The organism is Methanobacterium petrolearium (genome assembly GCF_017873625.1).
In the GTDB taxonomy this organism is placed as follows: Archaea; Methanobacteriota; Methanobacteria; order Methanobacteriales; family Methanobacteriaceae; genus Methanobacterium; species Methanobacterium petrolearium.
In genome coordinates this window covers 85,771-108,088 of the sequence record NZ_JAGGKL010000006.1, presented here as the reverse complement: position 1 = coordinate 108,088, position 22,318 = coordinate 85,771, and the positions used below count along the sequence as shown (strand labels likewise).

Sequence of the window (22,318 nt, the reverse complement as noted above, 5' to 3'; positions counted from 1 at the left end):
GTTTTTATATAGACAACCCTCACATCCACATACAATCTTTTTTGGCTTTTTAAAAAATGAATAATTGATCAATTAAAATTTTATTATTTCTTTAGGCTTTACATTACTTTCCCAATCCCAGAAGTGAGCTTCACCCTCTGATATTCTGAACACCACCAGTTCTGGACCTTCAGCAGTTAACCCGAACTCTTTTAGGAATGGTCGGTCAGTTAAAACCCGTTTTTTAACTTCCAGATCATTGATAAATTCAACCTCACCAGAAACCCTTAACATGGTTCCCACCATCTCATCAGGCCGGTAGAATGCAAACTCCACTTTACCATTCTCCTGAAGTTGCCGGACCAGATCCTTCATGGTTGCTGCCTGGAAGTAAAAACCGGTTTCATCTGCATACCACAATCCCATACCCCTTACACGGGGTTGATCCCCATCAACAGTTGCCAACCAGGCCACTGGATTTTCATTGGCGAATTTAACACAATCTGCAAATTCCATAGTGTTTCCCTCCATTTTTCCTATTTTTTTACTTACGTTACTTAATATCTGTGAATTAAATTTATGTCTTTGAAATAGTATAAAATAGACAGTAAGAAAGAGTTTTTATTGTGGCAGTGTTGATTTTATATATCCAGAGAACCATATTCAGTTAGTAATCGTAATGAAATTAAAGGACATAATAAAGGCCTTTAATCCCTTAATAAGAGGTACCTCATGTTAACCACGGTAGTTGGAAGCTATCCTTCCCCACCCCAAGAGCCAGCATCACTGGGTTCTAAAATTTCTGCTCTTTTAGGCAGTTTTGACCCTTACAAACAGGCAGTAGAGTTTGCAGTTCAGGAACAGATAGTTGCAGGTATTGATATAATATCCACAGGCCAGGTACGTGGAGATATGATTGAGATATTCTCCCGGGATATAACTGGAATGGAATGGGAAGAGGGCACCTCCAAAATTAAGGGAAAAATACTACCCCTTAACTATTCTATTGGAGCCGAAGATCTGAAAATCGCCCTTAAAACTGCACACGCACTTTCGGATAATTTCAAAGCAGGTGCCGGTGTCATTGCCAATGGAAAAATCACTGCAGATGTTAAGGGAGTTAAAGGAATCATCACCGGCCCAACAACCCTCGTTTTATCATCACGTCTTGAAGGATTTTATACCATGGATGACAGGGATAAAGCCATCGTTGACATGGCATACGCTCTTAACAAGGAAGCCAAATACTTGGAAGGAGTAGGAGCAGCCATAATTCAGTTCGACGAACCTTTTCTTTCTACAGGAATGGCAGACATCCCAACAGCCCTTAAAGCCATAAAAATCGCATGTGATGGTTTAAAAGTTCCGGTGTCCATGCATGTATGTGGGGATGTGACCCAAATTTTTGGAAAACTAATGAAATTTCCTGTAGATATGGTGGACTGTGAATTTGCAGGGATAAAGAGGAATTTTGAAGTCTTAGAAAACACAGACCTTAAAAAGATCATTGGTTTTGGATGTGTGGACACCAAAACTGAGAAGGTGGAAAGTCCGAAGGAAATTCACGAACTCATCAAAAAAGGAGCAAAAATTGTTGGAGTAGAAAACATGATGATTGACCCGGACTGTGGAATGCGCATGCTACCTGAAAAAGTGGCTTATCAAAAACTAAAGAATATGACGGAGGCACTAAAATGGCTATCCTGATCAAAAAACCCACCATTAAGTTGGGGTGGGAAGAACTGGTAAAAAAAGTTATGAAGGAAGGTTCTGAAATAAAGGATGAAAGGGGCTCATTAACCCTTGAGCTTCGCAATACAATTGTTTCGATGGATAATCCCCTCAAACTGGATATTCCGCCTGGTTACTTCTGGAGTGGTGAGAAACTTGAAATTTATGCCAAACAATTCTTAAGTGATGATAAAAAGGGTTTCATCTACACCTACGGTAACCGGCTACGAAAACATTTCCAGGGCATAGATCAGATAGGTGAAGCAATCAGACGTCTTAAAAATTGTAGCGAATCCAGAAGAGCCATATCTGTAACATGGGATCCTCCCACCGACACTAAAGAGGATGAAGTCCCTTGCATGATACTGGTGGATTTCAAGATCAGAGATGGCCAGTTACACACCACCGGCCTCTGGAGATCCCATGACATTTATGGGGCATGGTTCCCCAATGCAGTTGGTCTCACCCACCTTTCCCAGTACGTTGCCAAGGAAGTAGGAGTTGAAGTGGGCACCTTAACTATACACTCCATCAGCGCCCACATATATCAGGTGAACTTTGAGGAAGCCCTGGGTATAAATCCCATTGAAAATCTTTTCTATAACAAAAGAAAATAAAAAAACTTAAAAATCCCGGTAGATTAAAACAATTTAATGGATAACATTAGGGATAATAATCCATTATATCTCACTTTCATGGAGATGATTAGGATGGTAAGTGTCAATTTGGAAGCAAAAAAGACAGTAGACTTAATGATTGAGAATGCAGACGACCTTAATATTGCAGTTCACAAACTTGAAAATGGTTCCACAGTTATAGATGCTGGAGTTAATGTAACTGGAAGTTTCAAAGCTGGAGAATTATACACCAAAGTTTGTTTGGGTGGACTGGCTGAAGTGGGAATTTCCATACCTGGAGAATTAGCAGACAGTGTTGCCCTTCCCTCAGTGAAGATAAAAACTCATCAACCTGCAATATCAACGTTAGGATCCCAGAAAGCAGGATGGTCAGTGAGTGTGGGAGACTTCTTCGCCCTGGGCTCAGGTCCTGCAAGAGCACTAGCACTGAAACCCGAAGAAACCTACGAAGAAATAGGTTACATGGATGAGGCTGATCTAGCCATCCTAACCTTGGAAGCTGACCAGCTCCCTGATGAGGCTGTAACTGATTACATTGCTAAGGAGTGTAAAGTCACCCCTGAGAATGTTTACACTCTGGTTGCACCCACATCATCCTTGGTTGGTTCCATTCAGATAGCTGGAAGAGTTGTGGAAAACGGAACTTACAAAATGCTGGAAGCCCTGCACTTCGATGTTAATAAGGTTAAACATGCAGCAGGCATAGCACCTATAGCTCCAGTGGATCCAGACAGCCTGAAAGCAATGGGAAAAACCAACGATGCAGTTTTATTCGGTGGTCGAACCTACTACTTCATTGAATCAGAAACTAAGGATGACTTGAAAGCACTGGCAGAGAATTTACCATCATCTGCTGCAGATGGATATGGAAAGCCTTTTTATGATGTGTTCAAAGAAGCCAACTTCGACTTCTTCAAAATAGACAAAGGCATGTTTGCCCCTGCAGAAGTGGTAATAAACGATTTAACCACCGGGGAACTCTTCCGTGCAGGATACGTTAATGTTGAACTTTTAAAGAAATCCTTTGGATTGTAGAACTTCTACAATTCACAATTATTTTTTTTATAAAACCTTTTTTTAAAAGTAACATTATTAAAGGAACTTTTTTTATGGAAACACATTTCTTTATTTTTATAATGGAATGAGTAAATCATAAATGATACTAACTCTTATCTAATTACATCTAATAGTGTGATACCATGATAATTGGAATCTGCGATACAACCTTTGCCCGTTACGACATGGCATCTGCAGCCATAAACGAGATAAAACAGCATGTGGGCAACAATAGAATAATCAGAAGGACAGTTCCCGGCGTTAAAGACCTTCCTGTGGCAGCAAAAAAGCTCATTGAAGAAGAAGGCTGTGAAGTGGTAATGGCCCTGGGCATGCCCGGTCCTGAGAAGATCGATAAAATATGTGCTCATGAGGCATCTACCGGATTAATACAGGCCCAGCTCATGACCAACACGCACATACTGGAAGTGTTTGTCCATGAAGATGAAGGTGTAGATGAAAAGGACCTTAAATTCCTGGCAGATCACCGTGCCCGTGAACACGCACAGAATCTGGTTAAAATGTTTTTCAAACCAGGATCTCTAGAAAAAGAGGCAGGTATGGGTATGAGGGAAGGCCATCCTGACAAAGGACCATTATAATTGTTTAAACACGCAACAATTAAAATGTATGACTGTAACAATTAAAGAAATATTTCATTTATCCAAACTTTTTTTTGAGATCTTTATTCTTCCCAGGTTTTCATCTATTCATAGCGCAGTGCCTCGGTTGGGGACAGGCGAGAAGCCCGATAAGCAGGGTATAAACCACCAATAAGCCCCACTAAAATCGCCACACCAAAGCCCTTAATGAACGTTAGGGGAGAATAAACTGGTTTTATAAATCCTCCCACTGATGGGGAGAGTAATATTAGATTCACAGCCACCACCCCCATGATGATGCCAATGAGGGCTGCGAAAATGGTTAAAACTAGGGATTCTCCCATAATCATGGTGAGTATTCTTTTATTTTTCCATCCCACAGCTTTCAACACCCCTATTTCTCTGGTTCTCTCATAAACTGACATAACCATGGTATTTATCACACCAATACCTCCTATTAAAATGGCCAGTAGAGATATGGCCCATGATGCCGTGTCAATACTACTTAAACCTTTATTAACTCTGTTGAAATCATCAACACTTTTAATGGTGGTTAATTTGTTAGGATAAGTATCTTCGATGCTGTCAGTCACATCCTGGAGCTGGGCATCATTGTCAATCTTTACAAATATCATGGTGACTTTGCCCTGATTATCAGTGAGGTTTTGAAGTTTTTCCAGATTCAGGAATGCCCCACCGTCTTCCCACATGTTACCGGTCTCATAGATTCCGGTTATCTTAAAATCACTACCAAAAAGGGTAACAGTGTCCCCAACATGTTTATTTAAACTTTGAGAAGCCCTTTTACCGAGAATGAGCTCATTTGAGCCGTTACTCGTAAAAGCGTTTCCTTCCTGGAGGTTAATGTTCGCCAATTCCAGTTTATCGGGGGATATGCCCATTAAAATAAAAGCATCACCATTAAGGCTATATGTATTTACTAGAACTCCCACTGCCTCTTTCACTCCAGTTATATTCTGTACTTCACCTACATATGATTGATTCAAGGTGCTAGAAAAAAAACCACCTGAATTTGCCTTGGTAATAGTGAAATCAGCCTGTCCTGCCTTTAAAGTGCTTTCAGTGGATTCTTTAAGACCATCAGTTACAATACCTAGGGCTACTATGGTGGCAATTCCTATGGCTATTCCAACAATGGCTAAAATACTTCGAGTTCTGTTTCTGAAAGGATTCTTGACTATGAAAGATAAAAAAGACATGCTACTATTATGTTTGTAATAATCTAAATAAATTATGAGAAGAGGTTAAATGATTTCCTTTAATTTTCTCCTTTATTTTCTTAAGATGAGTTCATTTTAAAAAAATTATATATGAATAAAATGACATACTATTATGAAATAATAAAGATATATTTGGAGGAGAAAGGATGAAAGAAGATGTTTTTTATGGTAAAGGCATGGCCCATGTTCGAAAAGACTATCCAGATATCTTTAAAGCAGTCGTTGAGTTGAACAAAGCAGCTTTCACAGGTAAAGTCTTAGATTATCGTACACAAAAGCTGATTGCACTGGGGATAACTGCTGCAGCCTCAGATGATAGGGCAATGAAAAAGCAGATGATGAGTGCCATGCAAGAATTTGACATCACTCGAGATGAGATTGTTGATGTCCTCAGAGTGGTTTTATTAACTTCTGGTAACCCACCATTCACCAAAGCCATGAAAATACTCTATGATCTTACTGAATAATTCATTTTTTTTTATTTTTTCGGATAGATGATAGATCTGGCTCTAGATAATAAACTTTAACCAAATTTTTTTTCTAAGGGAATGAATGATCTTTTGAGTTTAGTTTGGAGATACCTAATATTTACCCACGAGTGGGTCCAAAGAAATCAACAAGTAATTAATAGTTATTTTCTTATTTTCGCTCTAAAAAGGATTTTGCAAGATTTTTTCGCTGCCGAATTTCTTTTCTTTTAATTTTTACTTTTTTACTATCTTTAAAACTCTTTTCAATAAAAAAAATGTATCTTTTGCCATCTTCTGTAATACCATAGGTTCCGTGTTGTATTTTTTCAACAAGACCTAAATTCTTTAGCTGAGTTAGATGATTGGCCAGGGCGGATTTTTTTAGGTTCATTTCATCAAGTAGTGTTTGAAAGTTTAGGGGTCTATTTACCAGCAAAATCAGTATTTTCAACCGGCTGGAGTTTCCCATGGCTTTTAAAATAAGAAGAATTTCATCAAAGGATTTTAAGAGAAACTCTTGTGAAGGGTTTAAATCATTTTTTTTATCCATACAATTGTTTTATTTTTTAGTCTGATAAATATTTTTCCGTTAAACCAAGCGTTTACCTCCTATTACCATTTTTCAAAATTACAATGTCCCTATTTTCATTTATGGATCATGTCTACATTTTGGGAATCAACACACTATACTCAAAAACATATTCATTAATTAATGGAATATTATTCCGAAAAAAAATAAATTTATATATTATTATTTCCAACATTTATTTCGGGAGATAAATGAGAGGATAACATGAAAATTGAATCAAAAACCATTGAAGAAAAACAAGTGGCCAGTATATCTTATGTAGGGCCAGTAGAAGCCATGGGTGATATAATAAATGAATTAATAGACTGTTTAATGAATGAAGGGTTAGAAATCACTGGACCCCCATTTGTTGTTTATTACACCAGTCCAATGGAAGTGTCACCAATAGAAATGGAATATGATGTGGGAATACCATTTCAAGGAAAACTAAAAGACGAAGGCAAGGTTCGTGTGAAAATATTACCACAACACAGGGTTTTATCTACTCTCCACCAGGGGCCCTATCAAGAGGTGGGATCAGTCTATGGAATGATGATGAAACATATATTCAAAGAAGGATATGAAATAATTGGAGTTCCCAGAGAGATCTACTTGAACAGTCCGGGGAAAGTCCCTGAAAGTGAGCTTTTAACTGAGATCCAGTTTCCCATTATTCCTGAATCAACTATGGATGATTCAGATTCGAGTATCGAATTTTTCAACATAAAACAGAATCCAGAGTCATATAAGATATACAAAATTGGAGAGGTTAAACTGGAAAAATCCAAAACATATCTGGAAATTTCAGACTCTTACCTACCTGCATTAGAGAAACTTGCTGAATTCAGTCATGTCATGGTATTTTGGTGGGCTGATAAGTTTGCCAGTGATAAATATAGAACTGCGCTACGCACCACACTTCCCTACGCTACCAACAAACAAGCAGGTATTTTTGCCACCCGTTCTGAATACAGACCCAACCCAATTGCATTAACTACTTGTCAAATAATTAAAGTTGATGGAAAAAAAGGGATATTGGAAATATCAAGCATAGATGCCTTTGATGGCACAGCAGTTATAGATTTAAAGCCATATATTCCTTTTTTTGATAGAGTAAAAGAACCGAAGATTCCAAAATGGCTTTCTTTCCTGTGGCCACAATGGAGATCTGAATACTAAACACAAAGATGGGTGATAATTAACTAACCAATCATGAAAAATACCTTAATGATTAATGCAGGAGGTGATAATAATATATAATAAATGATTAGATATTGTTTCATTTGGACTCAATTTAGGAATTAATGACAATTCATCAATAGTGAGGATACAATATGAACTCCGATCCAAACCTTCCTCAACCCAAGGAAATTCGAGTTACTGGTGTAAAAACTTTAAAATTAGTGGGTTGTGTTTATTATGGGGATCCATTTCATTCAAATGAAGAATGGAGTACAGAAAACGAGATTGGAGTGACATGGAGTCGGTTTCAGAGGTTATGCTATTTTCATGACGAAATGCTGCATAAAGAAGCATTAGGGGATGTGGCATATGAAGTTCACATCCAACCAGACGATTACAAAGATACTGGGAATTTTTACGTGTATGTGGGAGTTGAAGTTAAAAATCTGGATGAGATGCCCATAGAAATGTTTGGTAAGACACTTCCCTCCACTAAATATGTGGTGTTCACCTTTAAAGGAGAAGATATGTTCAATGGTGGGAATTACATATGGAATGAATGGCTCCCTGATTCAAAATATGATGAATCGTACCCTTACATGGTGTTGGCCTATGATAAAAACAGATTTAGGGGTATTAATGATCCCAAATCAGAAGTTGATTTTTATGTACCTGTGAAGTTAAAAAGACCTAATAATGAGTAGCAGATCTATTAGGGAGTTAGTCAGTTATCCGAGTATAAAAAAATGAAAAAAATTAATATTTAGGCAGATAAATATTATACCATTACTTTAGTTAATTTCTTAGAAATTAGCAGGAACTGATTAGGGATGAGTGCTAAACAACCAATTTTGGGTATAATTTTATTAATAAGTGCCATAATAGTCATGTACTTGGCTTTCTACAGTCTCAGGAAGCGTTCTTCCAAATTTTATTATTATTTCGCACTACTGATGTTTTCTGTATTTTTCTGGTGTTTAGGTTCTGCCATGGAATTTTTCAGCGCAGATATGATGGCCAAAATATTCTGGATAAAAATAAGTTACATTGGAGTAGCCACTGCCGCCCCCTTATGGTTCATTTTGATTTTAGAGTATGGCCAATACGAAAAATATCTCAAACCAGCTTATATAGGTACTTTGATGGTTCTGCCCCTGGTTGTCATAATTCTGGCATTCACCAATGATCTCCATGGGATCATCTGGCCCAGCATCACCCCAGTATCTGATATGACTGGTGCCCTTTTGATCTATGCCCATGGACTGGGATATTGGGTAAATATTGGCTACAGTTATATTATGATTGTCCTGGGATTGGTGATTTTATTACGATTACTAATGAAGTCACCACGGATATACCACAACCAAATCCTGATTTTAATGTTAAGCGGGGTTATCCCCATCTTTTTCAGCATATTGTACAATACCGATATTTTACAGATACCTGGACTGGACATAACTCCATTTGGTCTTACTATTTCAGGATTACTCATAGCAATATCAATATTTAAATTTTCTTTATTAGGAATAAGGCCCATTGCTTATGAAACACTGTTTAATACCATCAAAAATGGATTTATGGTTTTTGATAATGAAGATAAGTTAATAGATGCCAACCCCGCTGCTGGAATGATTGGAATTAGCAGTGATGATGTGGGTCGGCACGTTTTGGAACTATTGGAAAATTTACCTGAATTAAAGGAATTTTATCAGAACCAGGACGAAGAATCTGTAGTGTTTGCAGGAGATCCATTTAACATTTGGATCAGAATACAAAGCACACTTCTCTATGATAATAATTCTTTTAAAGGACATTTAATTGTAATACCGGATATAAACAAACTTAAAAGAGTAGAAAAGGATTACAATGACAGTGAAGAACGTTATAAAAATTTATCTGAACTTTCACCAGATGCAATTTTAGTGGTGATAGGAGAGGAAATTGTTTTTGCTAATAAGGCTTCAGCTACGGTATTCGGATTTGAAAACCCTCAAGATCTTTTAGGTAAAAACTATTTCACTTTTCACCATCCAGATTCACTAGAAATAGCTAAAAAACGTTTAAATGAAGTTTATAATGAAGAAAAGTTTTTAGATTTCACCGAAGAAAAAATCATAGCCAAGGATGATCAGGTCAAGGATATAGAAGTGGGTGATGCCCCAATAGTCTACAATGGCCGCCGTGCTGTTCAGATTGTTGCACGGGATATCAGTGAACGGAAAAAAATGGAGGAAGAACTGAAAAATTCCCTGAAAGAAAAGGATCTCATGATGAAAGAGATTCATCACAGGGTTAAAAATAATTTAATGGTTATTCAGAGCCTTCTTAATCTGCAATCAAGGTATATAAAGGATACAGATGCACGGGATATATTTAAAGATAGTCAAAACCGTGCCAAATCCATGGCAATGATCCATGAAAGTCTCTACCAATCCGGTGATCTAAAACGGATAGAATTCAGTGAATACATAAACACCCTGGCTAAAAACCTTTTTTATAGCTATGCCGCCGATTCGAAACAGGTTGAAATGAATATTAATGTAGATGAAGTCATGCTGGACGTAAACACTGCTATTCCACTGGGGCTGATTTTAACGGAACTAATCTCAAACTGTTTAAAATATGCCTTCCCTAATGATAAGAGTGGCAAAATAGAAATAGATTTCCATTCCTATGCTGAAAATGGCGAAAATAAATTAAAATTAACCGTCAGTGATAATGGAGTTGGACTTCCCGAAGGATTCGACCCTAAAAAGTCAGATTCCCTGGGATTGATGTTAATTTACAGTTTATCAGACCAAATTGGCGCTACAGTTACACTTGATACTACTGAAGGAACAAAATTTGAGATTAGTTTTGAAGAAAAACTTGCATATGACAGGGGTTAATGTATAAAAACTGAAACTAAGATCAAAATCAAACGCTAATGTGTTAACATGCTTTTTTGGGTAGAATTTATAACATAAATTCATAATAATGATAAAAAAACTTTTCATGAATAATAATTGTTAAATTGATTTATCTGTGTTTAACTTTTAGTTATAATTATCACACCACCAGTATCAGTTGTGGTTGTCGTGACAATTGTTGCATAAACAACATATTTATATGTTGGGAACTCAATAGTATAATTGAAGCCAAAATTTTTTATTTTAATTTTTGCTCATCATATTCCTCAATTTGTTGAGGGAATCGTTTATAAAAAAATTAAAACAGGTTTTCAGTGAATATGTCGTTAAAAATTCCATTTAAGGGACTGATATCAATAATTCTCAGAAATCATTTTGTATTTATGAACCGAGAGTTAAAACATTTGAACCTGACTGAGGGGCAGGTTCCCTGTCTTGTAGCACTCTCCAAAAAGGAGCAGCTCACCCAGGATGATCTGGCAAAGATGTTCCATATTGATAAAGGAACTATTGCTCGTAGCATCCAGAAACTGGAAGACAAAAAACTGGTGCAGAGGGTCCAGGATCCGGTTAATAGAAGGAGATACAGACTATCCCTGACTGAAAAAGGGGAAAAAATCATACCAGAGATCCTCAATGCTGAAAAAAAATGGGAGGATACCATATTTAAGAATTTTTCACCGGAAGAACACTCTCTTTTAGTAGAGGGTGTGGAAGCACTGGCAAAAAACAGTCTGGATATAAGTAAAAAGTAATTTAAGAGAGTGAAATTTTGAATAAGGATAAAAAATCGTCTTCAAAGGACAAATCATCATCAAATGATAACTCATCATCATTTACAGGGGATATATCTCCTGAAGGGAAAAATCCTTCATCACCTGTGGGGGGTGAATCTTCTGAAGGGAAAAATGAAGAAAAAATCCCGGAAACCATGAAAGGGATCACTGAGGGTGTTGACCTGATTACAGGTGACCCTAAACATGCAATCCTAAAACTTTCAGGCCCCCTCATTGTGGCCATGTCATTGACTTCAGCTTATAACCTGGTGGACGCTATCTGGGTTTCTGGTCTGGGTGGAGATGCCCTGGCAGCCGTGGGATTCGTAACACCACTTTTCATGATACTGGTAGGTCTTTCCAATGGCATAGGGGCCGGTGCAACCTCCGCCATCTCCCGTTGCATAGGAGCCCATAACAAGGAAGGTGTAAACAACACGGCCATGCATACTCTGGTTATCACCATCATTATTTCAGCGGTTCTAACCGTATTGCTGGAACTATTTTTATATCCTATTCTTTCAGTTATGGGAGCAGGGAACACCATTGACCTGGCTATGACTTATGGTACTGTCATATTTGCCAGTACTATATTGATGTTGTTTAACGGTGCTGCTTACGGAATCCTGCGTTCAGAAGGAGATACCAAAAGAACCATGCATGCTATGATAATAGCAGCAGTTATCAACATAATTCTTGACCCTATACTCATCTACCTTGCAGGATGGGGTATTGCTGGAGCAGCATGGGCTACCTTAATTTCCCAGGGTATTGTTTCTCTGGTGATAATCTATTGGTTCCTCAAAAAGAAGGACACTTTTGCCACTTTATCCTGGAAATATTTCAAACCCGATATGAAAGTTTCTAAATCCATATTAGAAGTTGGTTTACCCGCCAGTGCCGAGTTCATGGTAATGTCAGCAGTCACCGCCATTTTAAACGCAATACTGGTTATAGTGGCAGGGACCGATGCAGTAGCAATATATTCTGCAGGATGGAGAGTGGTAATGATGGCCATAATACCCATGGCAGCAATCGGAACATCAGTGGTCACTGTTGCCGGCGTTGCCTATGGATCAAGAAAATATGAAAACCTATCCATTGCCCACAACTACTCCATGAAGGTAGGACTGCTAGTGGCCATCATAACCAGCATTTCAACCTTTATATTGGCACCATACATAGCCAAGATATTCGCCTACTCACCAGAAACTGCCTACCTGGCACCAACCATAGCTGCCTTCTTGCAGGTGATGTGTGTATTTTATATCTTCGTACCTCCAGGGATCATGTCCAGTTCCATCTTCCAGGGAGTGGGAAAGGGCATCACCTCTCTCATTCTCACTGTGTTTAGACAGCTACTTTTCATAGCCATATTTTCCTACATGCTGGCAATGACCCTGAACTTTGGCCAGCAGGGTGTATGGTGGGGTATAGTTGCAGGAGACATTGCAGGGGGTATAGTTGCATATCTCTGGGCACGTCTTTACATAAGTAGAATCCAGAAACAAGTTTAATTTTGTTTTTGGATATTTTTTATTTTTTAGCACAACCTTATTTTTTAGCACAACCTTTTTAAGGACATATGATCAACATTTTGTTACCGCCAATAAGTGGCGTGTATTTGACCTACTTTTTTTGGGATTACAGTTAGTCCCATGGATGTGGCGAAAGCTGAACAAAAAGAGGTGTATTTAATGTACAATTATATCAAAGAAGCCTGGAAAAATCCAGACGAATCTTACGTAAAAGAATTAATGCAAGAAAGAGCTCCTCAATGGAGACGAGAAAGTGTAATTAATAGAATAGACAGGCCAACCCGTCTAGACAGAGCACGATCCCTTGGCTACAAAGCCAAAAAAGGATACATAGTTGTCAGAACTCGAGTACGCCGTGGTGGAAGAAGAAAAACCAGATTCACTGCCGGTCGAAGGCCTAAAAGAATGGGTGTTAAAAAAATAACTCCTAAAAAATCCATCCAGCGCATAGCTGAAGAAAGAGTAGCCCGCAGGTACCCTAACTTGGAAGTGTTAAACTCATACTGGCTCTGGGAAGATGGAAAATTCAAATTCTTCGAAGTAATCTTGGTGGACCCCAACCACCCTGCAATCAAAAATGACCCTAAAATAAACTGGATATGTGAAAAACAGCACACAAGTCGCGCATTCCGTGGTTTAACCAGTGAGGGTAAGAAAAACAGGGGACTTTATAATAGAGGTAAAGGAGCGGAGAAACTAAGGTAATGATACATAACCTCTCATACCGGGCCTTTGTTTACTCAACAGAAAGCGAAGAGAAGGTTAGGGAGGCCATATGTACCCTCCTCCCCACAGCCCTACCTGAAAAAGAAGTCACAGAAGGTTACCATAATAATCCGGTTATTATTCTCCATGGAAAGATCACCAAGAAAAGAGAAATTAATGATTTCCTGGAAAAACTACGTTCATTAAAACCTTCAGTCAAAAAAAAGATTTTAAAAGAACTTCATAACCGTATGGATGATAAGGGAAACCTTTTTCTTAGATTTGATAAACAATGTGCCTATCTGGGGGATTTAAAGATGGTAGAGCACGGTGATGCTTTGCATCTTAAACTTAAAATTGCTGCCTACCCTGCTAGGAAGGAAATAGCCCTTGAGGTAGCTCAAAAAATATTTGAGGAATAAGGGTAGGTGAGGCACATGTTTTTTGATCTTCATATTCACGCAAACCCTGAATTGGCAATCAATGCCTTAAAAATGGGATATTCTGGAATGGCTCTTGTATTAAGTCCTCAGGATTATGAGGATAAATCCAAAATTCTTAAAAACATCAAAAGAACCATAAACACATCCCCTGGTGATGATAAGCTTAATATCAAGTTTGCCGTGGAAATAGATGCTAAAAACTCTAAAGACCTAAAAAAACAGGTTCGAAAGTTCCGAAAAAAAGTCGACGTGATCCTGGTCCATGGTGGGGATCTTAAGATAAATAGAGCTGCCACTGAAGACCCTCGAGTTGACATTTTAAGCCATCCTTACCGCAGCAGATATGACAGTGGCCTTAACCATGTATTAGCAGTCAAAGCCGCTGAAAACAATGTTTCTGTGGAAATAAATCTTAAATATTTCCTCCTAACCCGTCCTACTCAGCGGTACCGGGTTTTAAGTCAGTTTAGGCAAATTATGAAATTGCATCGTAAATATAATGTTCCAGTCATTATCACCAGTGATGCTAGTTCTGTTTATGATCTACGCCATCCACAGGATGTGATTGCTTTGGCATCCTGTTTTGGAATGACCAATGATGAGGCATTACATGCCTTATCAACAGTTCCTCAGAATATACTGGCAAGAAACGAAATAAGGGACCAGATCATAATTCCAGGTGTTCGTTTGCTAAAACAAAGGAGTCAGAGGGATTATGAAGCTTAAAATTTTGCCTACTCATCTTCGGGATAAAACCAGATATCTGGCATTTCAGGCAATATCGGAAATTCCCCTGGAGAGGGATGACATAATATCTCTGGTTTCAGAAGAATCTAAAGATCTTTACGGAGCTTATGGGGCAAGTAAACTCGGTATATGGGTGGTTAAAGTATGGAATTATCCGTCACCTGGAAAAAATATGGTAAAAGGAATTATCAGATGTAACCGTGAGGAAATAAATGCTGCTAGGGCTATAATGCCAACTGTAACCCGATTTAGAGGAAAAAGAGTAGTTTTCCAAACCCTGGGAATTTCAGGAACCATCAAAGCAGCAATAACAAAGTTTATTAAATTGAATGCAGCAGATGATTAAAATGTATAAATGATTTGATAAGTTATTAAATCAAATATTCTATCATTAAATTCATTGTTTTATCAAAAAAATTTAAAAGAGGTATAAGATATGCAACCGTTCCCAGCAGCAGGATATGATAAAGGTATATCTATTTTCAGCCCTGACGGAAGACTTTTTCAAGTTGAGTATGCAAGAGAAGCTGTAAAAAGAGGCACAACTTCATTAGGGGTAAAATCATCCGAGGGGATTGTGCTGGTAGTTGATAAAAGACCCAGCAGCAAACTGGTGGAACCCACCTCCATTGAAAAGATATTCCAAATTGATGAACACATTGGAGCCGCAACTTCTGGACTGGTGGCTGATGCCAGGAAACTCATTGAACAGGCCAGAATGGAATCTCAGGTCAATAAGATCACATTCAACGAACCCATACCAGTGGAAATGCTGGCCAAAAAGATATGTGACATGAAACAGATGTACACCCAGCATGGTGGAGTCAGGCCATTCGGATCTGCCCTGATAATTGGAGGGGTAAATGATAATGGATGCCGACTTTTCGAAACTGACCCCAGTGGTGCTTTAATTGAATACAAAGCCACTGCCATTGGAGCTGGAAGAGCCCTGGCCATGGAAGTCTTCGAAAAAAGCTACAGTGAAGATATGAAATTCCCTGAAGCCATGGATCTGGCATTGAATGCAATCTACGAGGCTACCGAGGGTAAAACCACCAAAGAAAGTGTGGAAATAGCTGTTATAGAAGAAAAGAATCACAGATACCGAAAACTCACTGAAAATGAAATAGAAGATCATGTAGAAGAACTCCTCATCCGCAAATCCAAGGAAGGTGAGGAAGAAGAGGAATAAATCATGATTACCCTTGAAGATGCCGTTATTGCCCGTTTAGAATATTACGGGGAGCGATTTGAGATTTTGGTAGATCCTGATCTAGCATCTGACTTTAAAAGGGGCGAAGATATCAAAATTGAAGATATACTGGCTGTTGAAGAGGTTTTTAAGGATGCTAAAAAGGGGGACAAGGCGTCGGAAGAGGCCATGAACAAGGCTTTTGATTCTGCAGACCCCCTAGAGGCCGCTGCCATCATCATACGTAAAGGCCATGTCCAACTCACCGCCCAACAGCGGAGAGATATGCAGGAGGATAAAAGGAAGATGATCGTTGCTAAAATAGCGCGAGAAGCAATAAATCCTCAGACAAAACTACCCCACCCTGCAAGAAGGATTGAAATAGCTATGGAAGAGGCTAAAATCAGGGTGGATCCCTTTAAAAGTGTGGATGAACAGGTTAATATTACATTAAAGGCCATCCGTCGATTAATACCCATAAAACTTGAAAAGGTACAAGTGGCTATTCACATACCTGGAGAGGACACGGGAAAAGTCTATGGAATCATACCAGAATTTGGAAAAACAAAAAAAGAAGAATGGCAACCGGATGGCTCATGGGTTGCAGTTGTAGAAATCCCTGGTGGTATGCAGGATAATTTCTATCAAAAACTCTCCGAGATCACCCATGGACAGGTGGAAACCAAACTCTTAAAATAAAACTTCTTTTTATAAGCCCGTAAAATAGGAGGCAAAACGTGTTACTTGTAGAAGATAAACAGATAGTAGTTCCAGGTGAAATACTGGCAGAAGGGGACTATCATTCAGGTAGAGGAACTTTCAAGGATGTAGACAAGATATGTTCTTCCCTGGTCGGCCTGGTTGCTGTTAGGGACAAAAAGATTAGTGTTATACCCTTACAGAGTAAATACATCCCTAAAAGAGGAGATGTAGTAATAGGTAAAATCAGTGACATTAGATTTTCCATGTGGAACTTAGACATTAACTCGCCATATTCGGGAATATTACCTGCAGCAGAAGTCTTTGGTAAGGACAAAAGAGAATTAAACAGGGCATTCGATGTAGGAGATGTACTATTTCTGCGAGTTGTAGATGTTGATGAAGTTAAAAAGGTTAAACTTGGCCTTAAAGGCAGAGGGCTGGGCAAATTCCGAGGAGGAATCCTGATATATATAACCCCAACCAAGGTACCCCGGCTCATAGGTAAGAAAGGATCCATGATCAACATGATCAAAGACCAGACCAGATGTGAAGTAGTGGTCGGTCAAAATGGAATAGTCTGGGTCAAAGGACAACCAGAAATGGAAAGAGTGGTCCAGAAGGTTGTGAAAACCATTGAAGAAGAAGCACATACCTCTGGTCTTACAGATAGGATAAGAGACATGTTGTTGGAACTTCTCGGGAACAACAAAGATGAGAAAACAACCAAAGAAGAGGACGATTTTGAAGAAAAACTGATTCAATAAAGGGGTGATTATTATTTTAACCAGCAAATCAATAGGAAATAATAAAGGAAGTTTAATCACATCCGGAACTAAAAAAAGGCCGGATGGAAGAGCTTTCGATGAGATGAGGCCCCTAAAGATAGAGGCAGGAGTCCTGGAACGAGCAGATGGATCAGCATACCTGGAGATTGGAGATAACAAAGTGCTGGCAGCTGTTTACGGTCCAAGGGAATTACACGTACGTAGACTGTTAAAACCTAACATGGCAATACTGCGCTGTCGCTATAATATGGCCCCATTTTCAGTAGAAGATAGAAAAAGACCAGGACCAGACAGAAGATCCGTGGAAATATCCAAATTAACTGCAGAAGCACTTAACCCATCAGTTTTCCTTGAAAAATTCCCACGATCAACCATCGACATATTTATAGAAGTTCTGCAAGCTGAAGGAGGAACCAGATGCGCTGGTATATCCGCCGCATCAGTGGCACTGGCCGATGCAGGCATACCCATGAGAGATATGGTAGCAGCATGTGCTGCTGGTAAATCTGATGGACAGGTTATAATGGACCTCTCTGAATCAGAGGATAAAGAAGGAGAAGCCGACTTACCAATAGCCATGATGCCCCGTACAGGGGATATAACATTACTACAGATGGACGGACACCTCACATCCGGTGAATTTGAACAAGCACTGGATCTAGCCATAAAAGGATGCAAAACCATTAGTGAAGAACAGAAAAACGCAATCAAAAACAGGTACGGTGATTAAAATGGTACAAAGCATAGTTCCAGAGATCATAAAAGAAAGCGTGGTTAACCTCATCCAAAATAAAGAAAGAGCAGATGGAAGAGATCTGGACCAGTATCGGGAAATAAGCCTGGAAACAGGCATATTAAAGAAAGCAGAAGGTTCAGCCCGTGTTAAAATAGGTAAAACCCAGATCGTGGTGGGAACTAAACCTCAGATCGGCGAACCATTCCCAGACACCCCCAACGTGGGAGTTTTAATAACTAACTCAGAACTCCTGCCAATGGCAGCCCCTAACTTTGAACCAGGACCCCCAGATGAACGTTCAGTTGAACTGGCTCGTGTAACAGACCGTTGCATTAGGGAAGGGGGAGTAATTGACCTGGAAAAATTGACCATCATACCTGGAAAGAAAGTGTGGATGATCTTTTTAGACATGCACATTGTGGATTATGATGGTAATCTCTTTGATGCTGCAGTTTTAGGCAGTTTAGCTGCTATTATGAATACTAAAATCCCAACTACAACCATTGAAGATGAAGAAGTAGTAGTTAACCATGAAAAGATGGTTCCACTCCCAGTTAAGGAACAGCCACTCATGTGCACCCTGGCCAAGATTGGGAAAGAACTGGTGGTTGACCCATCCCTGGAAGAGGATGACATCCTTGATGCACGAATATCCATAGGTATCAGGGCTGATGGTAGCATATGTGCCATGCAAAAAGGAGGATCAGTTCCCCTCACCCGTGAAGAAGCATTAAAAGCCATCACAATAGCCCAAGATAAAACTAAAGAACTTCGTAAATCCCTTCCCAAAGCCTAGAGGATACCATCAGATCCAAAGTTTTTAGTGAAATACAATAATCCAAACAACTAAGAACGTCCAAGCAACTATATCAGTTTAGAGTGGATAAACACTCTAAACAATTCATTATAACAAAATACTAAGGTGATAATTATGGCAAGAACCAAAAAAGTAGGTATTACTGGGAGATTCGGTGCCCGATACGGTAGAAAAGCAAAAAGATCCGTAAAAATCATTGAAGAGAATATGAAAAAGAATCACACCTGCCCTCAATGTGACCGGCCAGGTGTTAAAAGAGTCTCAGCAGGAATATGGAAGTGCCGCAAATGTGGTGCTGTCTTCACCGGTGGAGCATACATGCCAAACACTCCCATGGGCAAAACCGCCTCAAGAAACATTAAAAGGATTGTTGGAGGTTTATAATTGTATAAATGTGTTAAATGTGGTACACTTGTAGATATTAAAGGGTACACAGAATCTAAATGTCCCAGCTGCCGATACAGGATACTTTTCAAGGAGATCCCAAAGGTTAGACGCGTTGTAAAAGCAAGGTAATAAGCTGGAACCAGGTTTTTACATTTAAAAAGATTTAGCATCTAAAGGTGAATTAATTCATTGAATATTCATCAATACCTCAAGAGGCAAATCAATCCCCAAACTTTTACCCTCCAAAGGTAAAACCAATACTTGAATATTTAAAATAGATTCATGTTATTCACCACTTCCCGAAAACCATCTCAGAGAACCAGAACTTTTTGCCGCGGATTAGAACGGGTCATGAAAGCTCGTTGTGTTAACCGGGGAAAAATGAGTCTTCGAGATGTTTTTTTGAAGGCCAATCAACTGGGAATGAGTCGTGTAATGGTGATATCAGAAAAAGATGGAAATCCCAATGGGATGGACGTTTATGTGGATGGTGAACTATTCGCTACCATGAAATTCACTGTGGATTTCTCCCTTCCTAAAGGAAGGATGAACAAGGATGCAATTTCTCTTCGGTGTGAAGTAAAAAAATTAAAACATGTTACCCAAGAGATTTTTGACATTCCACCTGAAAATTCACATGAATCTGATTATAATAAGGAACATAAATCTGATTGTAATCTACTATGGATAAGGACCCACAAAAGGAAATCCACACCAGTGATGGAATTTTTCGATGCCCACGGTCAACCTACTGGTCCACGCATCTATATAATTGAGAGTGAATTCGCAGGGGAAGTAGATGAAAGCTCTTAAACAAGTTGAAGCCCAGTTTGAAATAGAGTTTGACTCCCAAAAAGAAGCCGAAATTGTCTTATCTGCAATTCAGCCTGAAATATGTGACTCACCCTCTGATAGAGCCATGACTGAAGTAAAATGTGAGAATAAAGTTCTATTCATTTACATAAAGGCACAGGATTCTCCTTCCCTTCGAGCATCCATAAATTCGTACCTCCGCTGGATCACACTTTCTCAGCAGGTTCTCAAATTGAGTTAAATAATTATATCTGAAATAGAATTAAGATTTAAAAATTAAATTTAAAACTAGAATACACATGTTACTGATTTATTATATGATATATGAGGTGAAAATATGGAAATCCCCCAAAACATCCAACATCAACTAGCCCAATTCCAGCAGATGCAACAGCAAGCACAGGCAATAACCATGCAAAAACAAAGCGTAGATTTGCAGATACGTGAAACAGAAAAAGCCCTGGAAGAACTGGAGAAAGTGGAAGATGATGCTGAAGTTTACAAAACTGCAGGAAATCTACTCATTAAAATGGGTAAGCCAGAGCTAACTGAAGAAATGTCTGAGAAACTGGAAACTCTGAAACTCAGGGAAAAAACAGTGGCAAGACAAGAAGAAAGAATTATGAAACGGTTGCAGGAAATGCAGGAAACCTTACAGGGTGCCATGCAGATGCAGCAACCTGGTATGGGTAACTGAGGTCAAAAGTTTGAAAACCCTCACAGACTCTGAATTGGAAGAAATCTCTGAAGCTGCGGCAGTAGCCGCAGAAAACTATATTTTTTCCAAGGTTTCTAAAAAGGAAGTTCTCGACCTGGAGTTAAGAGTTGAATTCAATCAGGACGAAGGCCTTGATGTGGATGTAGAAATAGAACTCTTCCTGGATGAGCTATCTAAAGCAGGTGAGACTCTGGCTGATGAGGCAGCTAAAGTTGCCCTGGATGAAATAGATAGACAGGTTGAAAAACTGTCAGAATCCTCCTAATTTTTAATAAATCTTCAAAAAATGTATGATATTGAGGGATTATGGGGATTGTGAACTCAGAACCAACCCATTTTTTTTAATCTTCTGTACCTTAAAATAGTTTAAAATAATGTTCATATATTTATCATTGTGTTTGTTTACAAATGCAATATCTGCACAGTGAATATGTTTCCTGAATGAAAACATTTTTCCCGGTACAATAATATTTATCTTGTTTTTTAAATACTCGGTTTCCATCTGAAAAAATAATCCCTGGTGGATGCAATGGTTTTTTTGCTATAAATGATAGATATGTGGATATTGCCAGTATAAACTCTTTAAAGTCACCATCATCTGGAGCATGTAACTGGAAATAATATTCTATACTCTCTTTAAACTCATTCAATTTCCCTTCATCAATTTCTCCATCAATTTCTTCAGGAGATAAACTCATAATCTCATTAAAATTATCTTTATTATACTTAGACATGATAAGATGTATTGGATCAATATTTTCATTTTTATCTTTGTTGTGACAGTTAACTTTTGATTTAAATGGTTTTAAATCCTTTTTAATCTTAATAACTAAATTTGAACTCTTCATCTAAAACCCCTTATCAAAGTTTTTTATATCTAATTTTTGTCACGGCTAGTTTATAGGTGTTGTAATGTTCACTAATATTTTTGATTCGTTAATTGTTGTTCTTTTAGTAAAAAAGACAATCTTTAGTTTAACTTTTTTGTAATATTGTTCAACCCCTAAAGAATGTTGCTGCCTTAATTTTCACATACATTAATTTATGCCCTAATTGGATAGAAAAGTATATAAGCATATACTAATATACTTATGGTACATGCTGAGGATAAATTCCAGGTCAACATTAGAGGCAACTGAAGAGATGGAGGAAGTGTTGAAGGCCCTGGCCAATGTTAATCGGTTACTTTTGATTTATTCACTGGCGTCCGGTGAAGTGGATAAGATCAGTGTAACTGAAATGTCCAGAAACATGGGTATCACACAACCTGCAGCATCGCAGCATCTAAAAATCCTGAGAAATGCCAAAATCCTCATTGCAAAAAAAGAAGGAAACTACATCTACTACAGATTCAACGAACCGTCCATGAGAAAGTACCAAAAAAGAATTGATTTTTTATTTAGCTGTGCATTTGCAAGGTGCAATCAAATGGAAAGATCGAAATGCCACTACTCAGAAAAAAAGGAAGAATAAATATAAGTTATTCCCCTTAAATTCCACAAATTTTCCAAAAATCATTTTAGACTTGAATTTAAACCTCTGGAATCTGTAATTAAAATAAATTTACATAAACTTGAGAAAAA

General features: G+C 38.4%; 30 protein-coding genes. 26 read left to right on the top strand and 4 right to left on the bottom strand.

What is annotated here, in order from left to right; genetic code table 11:
- Positions 1-72: 72 nt before the first annotated feature.
- Positions 73-495 (bottom strand): pyridoxamine 5'-phosphate oxidase family protein, encoded by a 423-nt coding sequence (locus tag J2743_RS07050; RefSeq protein ID WP_209625875.1) that lies wholly within the window; start codon positions 493-495, stop codon positions 73-75.
- Positions 496-711: 216 nt separating this feature from the next.
- On the opposite strand from J2743_RS07050, the gene J2743_RS07045 reads away from it, so the two are divergent.
- From J2743_RS07045 to ribC, 4 genes are all read left to right on the top strand, one after another.
- Positions 712-1,686 carry a methionine synthase gene (locus J2743_RS07045; protein WP_209625874.1) on the top strand — a complete coding sequence of 325 codons (975 nt, stop codon included), beginning with the start codon at positions 712-714 and terminating at the stop codon, positions 1,684-1,686.
- Positions 1,674-2,327, top strand: a complete 654-nt coding sequence (locus tag J2743_RS07040; protein WP_209625873.1) for a thymidylate synthase — start codon at positions 1,674-1,676, stop codon at positions 2,325-2,327. The genes J2743_RS07045 and J2743_RS07040 overlap by 13 nt, the downstream gene beginning before the upstream one ends.
- Positions 2,328-2,420: 93 nt before the next feature.
- Positions 2,421-3,383 (top strand): methenyltetrahydromethanopterin cyclohydrolase, encoded by a 963-nt coding sequence (gene mch / locus J2743_RS07035; protein WP_209625872.1) that lies wholly within the window; start codon positions 2,421-2,423, stop codon positions 3,381-3,383.
- A gap of 164 nt (positions 3,384-3,547) precedes the next feature.
- Positions 3,548-4,006, top strand: a complete 459-nt coding sequence (gene ribC, locus J2743_RS07030) for a riboflavin synthase (protein WP_209625871.1) — start codon at positions 3,548-3,550, stop codon at positions 4,004-4,006.
- Positions 4,007-4,110: 104 nt separating this feature from the next.
- Here ribC and J2743_RS07025 read toward each other — a convergent pair whose 3' ends face one another.
- Positions 4,111-5,226: an ABC transporter permease gene (locus tag J2743_RS07025; protein ID WP_209625870.1), complete on the bottom strand. Its 1,116-nt coding sequence runs from the start codon at positions 5,224-5,226 to the stop codon at positions 4,111-4,113.
- A 167-nt stretch (positions 5,227-5,393) separates the two neighbouring features.
- Between J2743_RS07025 and J2743_RS07020 the strand changes: the two genes are divergently transcribed.
- On the top strand, positions 5,394-5,714 hold the full coding sequence (locus tag J2743_RS07020) for a carboxymuconolactone decarboxylase family protein (protein ID WP_209625869.1): 321 nt from the start codon (positions 5,394-5,396) through the stop codon (positions 5,712-5,714).
- A 172-nt stretch (positions 5,715-5,886) separates the two neighbouring features.
- On the opposite strand, the gene J2743_RS07015 is transcribed toward J2743_RS07020, so the two are convergent.
- Positions 5,887-6,267, bottom strand: a complete 381-nt coding sequence (locus tag J2743_RS07015) for an ArsR/SmtB family transcription factor (RefSeq protein ID WP_209625868.1) — start codon at positions 6,265-6,267, stop codon at positions 5,887-5,889.
- A gap of 243 nt (positions 6,268-6,510) precedes the next feature.
- Here J2743_RS07015 and tsaA point away from each other — a divergent pair, with 243 nt between their 5' ends.
- The 20 genes from tsaA (at position 6,511) to J2743_RS06915 (ending at position 21,000) form a co-directional block, all read left to right on the top strand.
- The gene (gene tsaA / locus J2743_RS07010) at positions 6,511-7,464 is read left to right on the top strand and encodes a tRNA (N6-threonylcarbamoyladenosine(37)-N6)-methyltransferase TrmO (protein ID WP_209625867.1); all 954 of its coding nucleotides are present in this window, start codon (positions 6,511-6,513) and stop codon (positions 7,462-7,464) included.
- A 155-nt stretch (positions 7,465-7,619) separates the two neighbouring features.
- Positions 7,620-8,171, top strand: coding sequence for a GyrI-like domain-containing protein (locus J2743_RS07005; protein ID WP_209625866.1), 552 nt, complete (start codon positions 7,620-7,622; stop codon positions 8,169-8,171).
- A gap of 126 nt (positions 8,172-8,297) precedes the next feature.
- Positions 8,298-10,355, top strand: coding sequence for a histidine kinase N-terminal 7TM domain-containing protein (locus J2743_RS07000; protein WP_209625865.1), 2,058 nt, complete (start codon positions 8,298-8,300; stop codon positions 10,353-10,355).
- Between the two features lie 425 nt (positions 10,356-10,780).
- Positions 10,781-11,131 (top strand): MarR family winged helix-turn-helix transcriptional regulator, encoded by a 351-nt coding sequence (locus J2743_RS06995; RefSeq protein ID WP_245248122.1) that lies wholly within the window; start codon positions 10,781-10,783, stop codon positions 11,129-11,131.
- Positions 11,132-11,307: 176 nt separating this feature from the next.
- Positions 11,308-12,669 (top strand): MATE family efflux transporter, encoded by a 1,362-nt coding sequence (locus tag J2743_RS06990; RefSeq protein ID WP_209625979.1) that lies wholly within the window; start codon positions 11,308-11,310, stop codon positions 12,667-12,669.
- Positions 12,670-12,849: 180 nt separating this feature from the next.
- Positions 12,850-13,395, top strand: a complete 546-nt coding sequence (locus J2743_RS06985) for a 50S ribosomal protein L15e (protein WP_209625863.1) — start codon at positions 12,850-12,852, stop codon at positions 13,393-13,395.
- On the top strand, positions 13,395-13,817 hold the full coding sequence (locus J2743_RS06980; RefSeq protein ID WP_209625862.1) for an RNA-binding protein: 423 nt from the start codon (positions 13,395-13,397) through the stop codon (positions 13,815-13,817). The genes J2743_RS06985 and J2743_RS06980 overlap by 1 nt, the downstream gene beginning before the upstream one ends.
- Positions 13,818-13,832: 15 nt before the next feature.
- Positions 13,833-14,564 (top strand): ribonuclease P protein component 3, encoded by a 732-nt coding sequence (gene rnp3 / locus J2743_RS06975; protein ID WP_209625861.1) that lies wholly within the window; start codon positions 13,833-13,835, stop codon positions 14,562-14,564.
- A complete protein-coding gene (locus J2743_RS06970) occupies positions 14,554-14,931 on the top strand; it encodes an Rpp14/Pop5 family protein (RefSeq protein ID WP_209625860.1) in 378 nt (125 codons plus the stop codon). The genes rnp3 and J2743_RS06970 overlap by 11 nt, the downstream gene beginning before the upstream one ends.
- Positions 14,932-15,021: 90 nt before the next feature.
- Complete coding sequence (psmA, locus tag J2743_RS06965; RefSeq protein ID WP_209625859.1) at positions 15,022-15,777, top strand: archaeal proteasome endopeptidase complex subunit alpha; 756 nt, start codon at positions 15,022-15,024, stop codon at positions 15,775-15,777.
- A 3-nt stretch (positions 15,778-15,780) separates the two neighbouring features.
- Positions 15,781-16,476: a ribosome assembly factor SBDS gene (locus tag J2743_RS06960; protein ID WP_209625858.1), complete on the top strand. Its 696-nt coding sequence runs from the start codon at positions 15,781-15,783 to the stop codon at positions 16,474-16,476.
- Positions 16,477-16,514: 38 nt separating this feature from the next.
- On the top strand, positions 16,515-17,243 hold the full coding sequence (gene rrp4 / locus J2743_RS06955) for an exosome complex RNA-binding protein Rrp4 (RefSeq protein ID WP_209625857.1): 729 nt from the start codon (positions 16,515-16,517) through the stop codon (positions 17,241-17,243).
- A 55-nt stretch (positions 17,244-17,298) separates the two neighbouring features.
- Entirely contained in the window at positions 17,299-17,994 is a 696-nt protein-coding gene (gene rrp41 / locus J2743_RS06950) for an exosome complex exonuclease Rrp41 (protein WP_337972256.1), read from the top strand.
- 1 nt (position 17,995) lies between these two features.
- Positions 17,996-18,796: an exosome complex protein Rrp42 gene (rrp42, locus tag J2743_RS06945; protein WP_209625855.1), complete on the top strand. Its 801-nt coding sequence runs from the start codon at positions 17,996-17,998 to the stop codon at positions 18,794-18,796.
- Between the two features lie 135 nt (positions 18,797-18,931).
- Positions 18,932-19,201, top strand: coding sequence for a 50S ribosomal protein L37Ae (gene rpl37A / locus J2743_RS06940; RefSeq protein ID WP_209625854.1), 270 nt, complete (start codon positions 18,932-18,934; stop codon positions 19,199-19,201).
- On the top strand, positions 19,202-19,333 hold the full coding sequence (locus tag J2743_RS06935) for an Rpo12/RPC10 RNA polymerase subunit family protein (RefSeq protein ID WP_209625853.1): 132 nt from the start codon (positions 19,202-19,204) through the stop codon (positions 19,331-19,333).
- Between the two features lie 153 nt (positions 19,334-19,486).
- Complete coding sequence (locus J2743_RS06930; RefSeq protein WP_209625852.1) at positions 19,487-20,017, top strand: Brix domain-containing protein; 531 nt, start codon at positions 19,487-19,489, stop codon at positions 20,015-20,017.
- A complete protein-coding gene (locus tag J2743_RS06925; protein WP_209625851.1) occupies positions 20,004-20,258 on the top strand; it encodes a KEOPS complex subunit Pcc1 in 255 nt (84 codons plus the stop codon). Before J2743_RS06930 ends, J2743_RS06925 begins: the two co-directional genes overlap by 14 nt.
- A 96-nt stretch (positions 20,259-20,354) precedes the next feature.
- Entirely contained in the window at positions 20,355-20,714 is a 360-nt protein-coding gene (locus J2743_RS06920) for a prefoldin subunit beta (protein ID WP_209625850.1), read from the top strand.
- Entirely contained in the window at positions 20,677-21,000 is a 324-nt protein-coding gene (locus J2743_RS06915; RefSeq protein WP_342451637.1) for a DUF3194 domain-containing protein, read from the top strand. The genes J2743_RS06920 and J2743_RS06915 overlap by 38 nt, the downstream gene beginning before the upstream one ends.
- Positions 21,001-21,124: 124 nt before the next feature.
- On the opposite strand, the gene J2743_RS06910 is transcribed toward J2743_RS06915, so the two are convergent.
- Entirely contained in the window at positions 21,125-21,583 is a 459-nt protein-coding gene (locus tag J2743_RS06910) for a DUF2115 family protein (protein WP_209625848.1), read from the bottom strand.
- A gap of 250 nt (positions 21,584-21,833) precedes the next feature.
- On the opposite strand from J2743_RS06910, the gene J2743_RS06905 reads away from it, so the two are divergent.
- Positions 21,834-22,208, top strand: coding sequence for an ArsR/SmtB family transcription factor (locus tag J2743_RS06905; RefSeq protein WP_209625847.1), 375 nt, complete (start codon positions 21,834-21,836; stop codon positions 22,206-22,208).
- Positions 22,209-22,318: the final 110 nt, after the last annotated feature.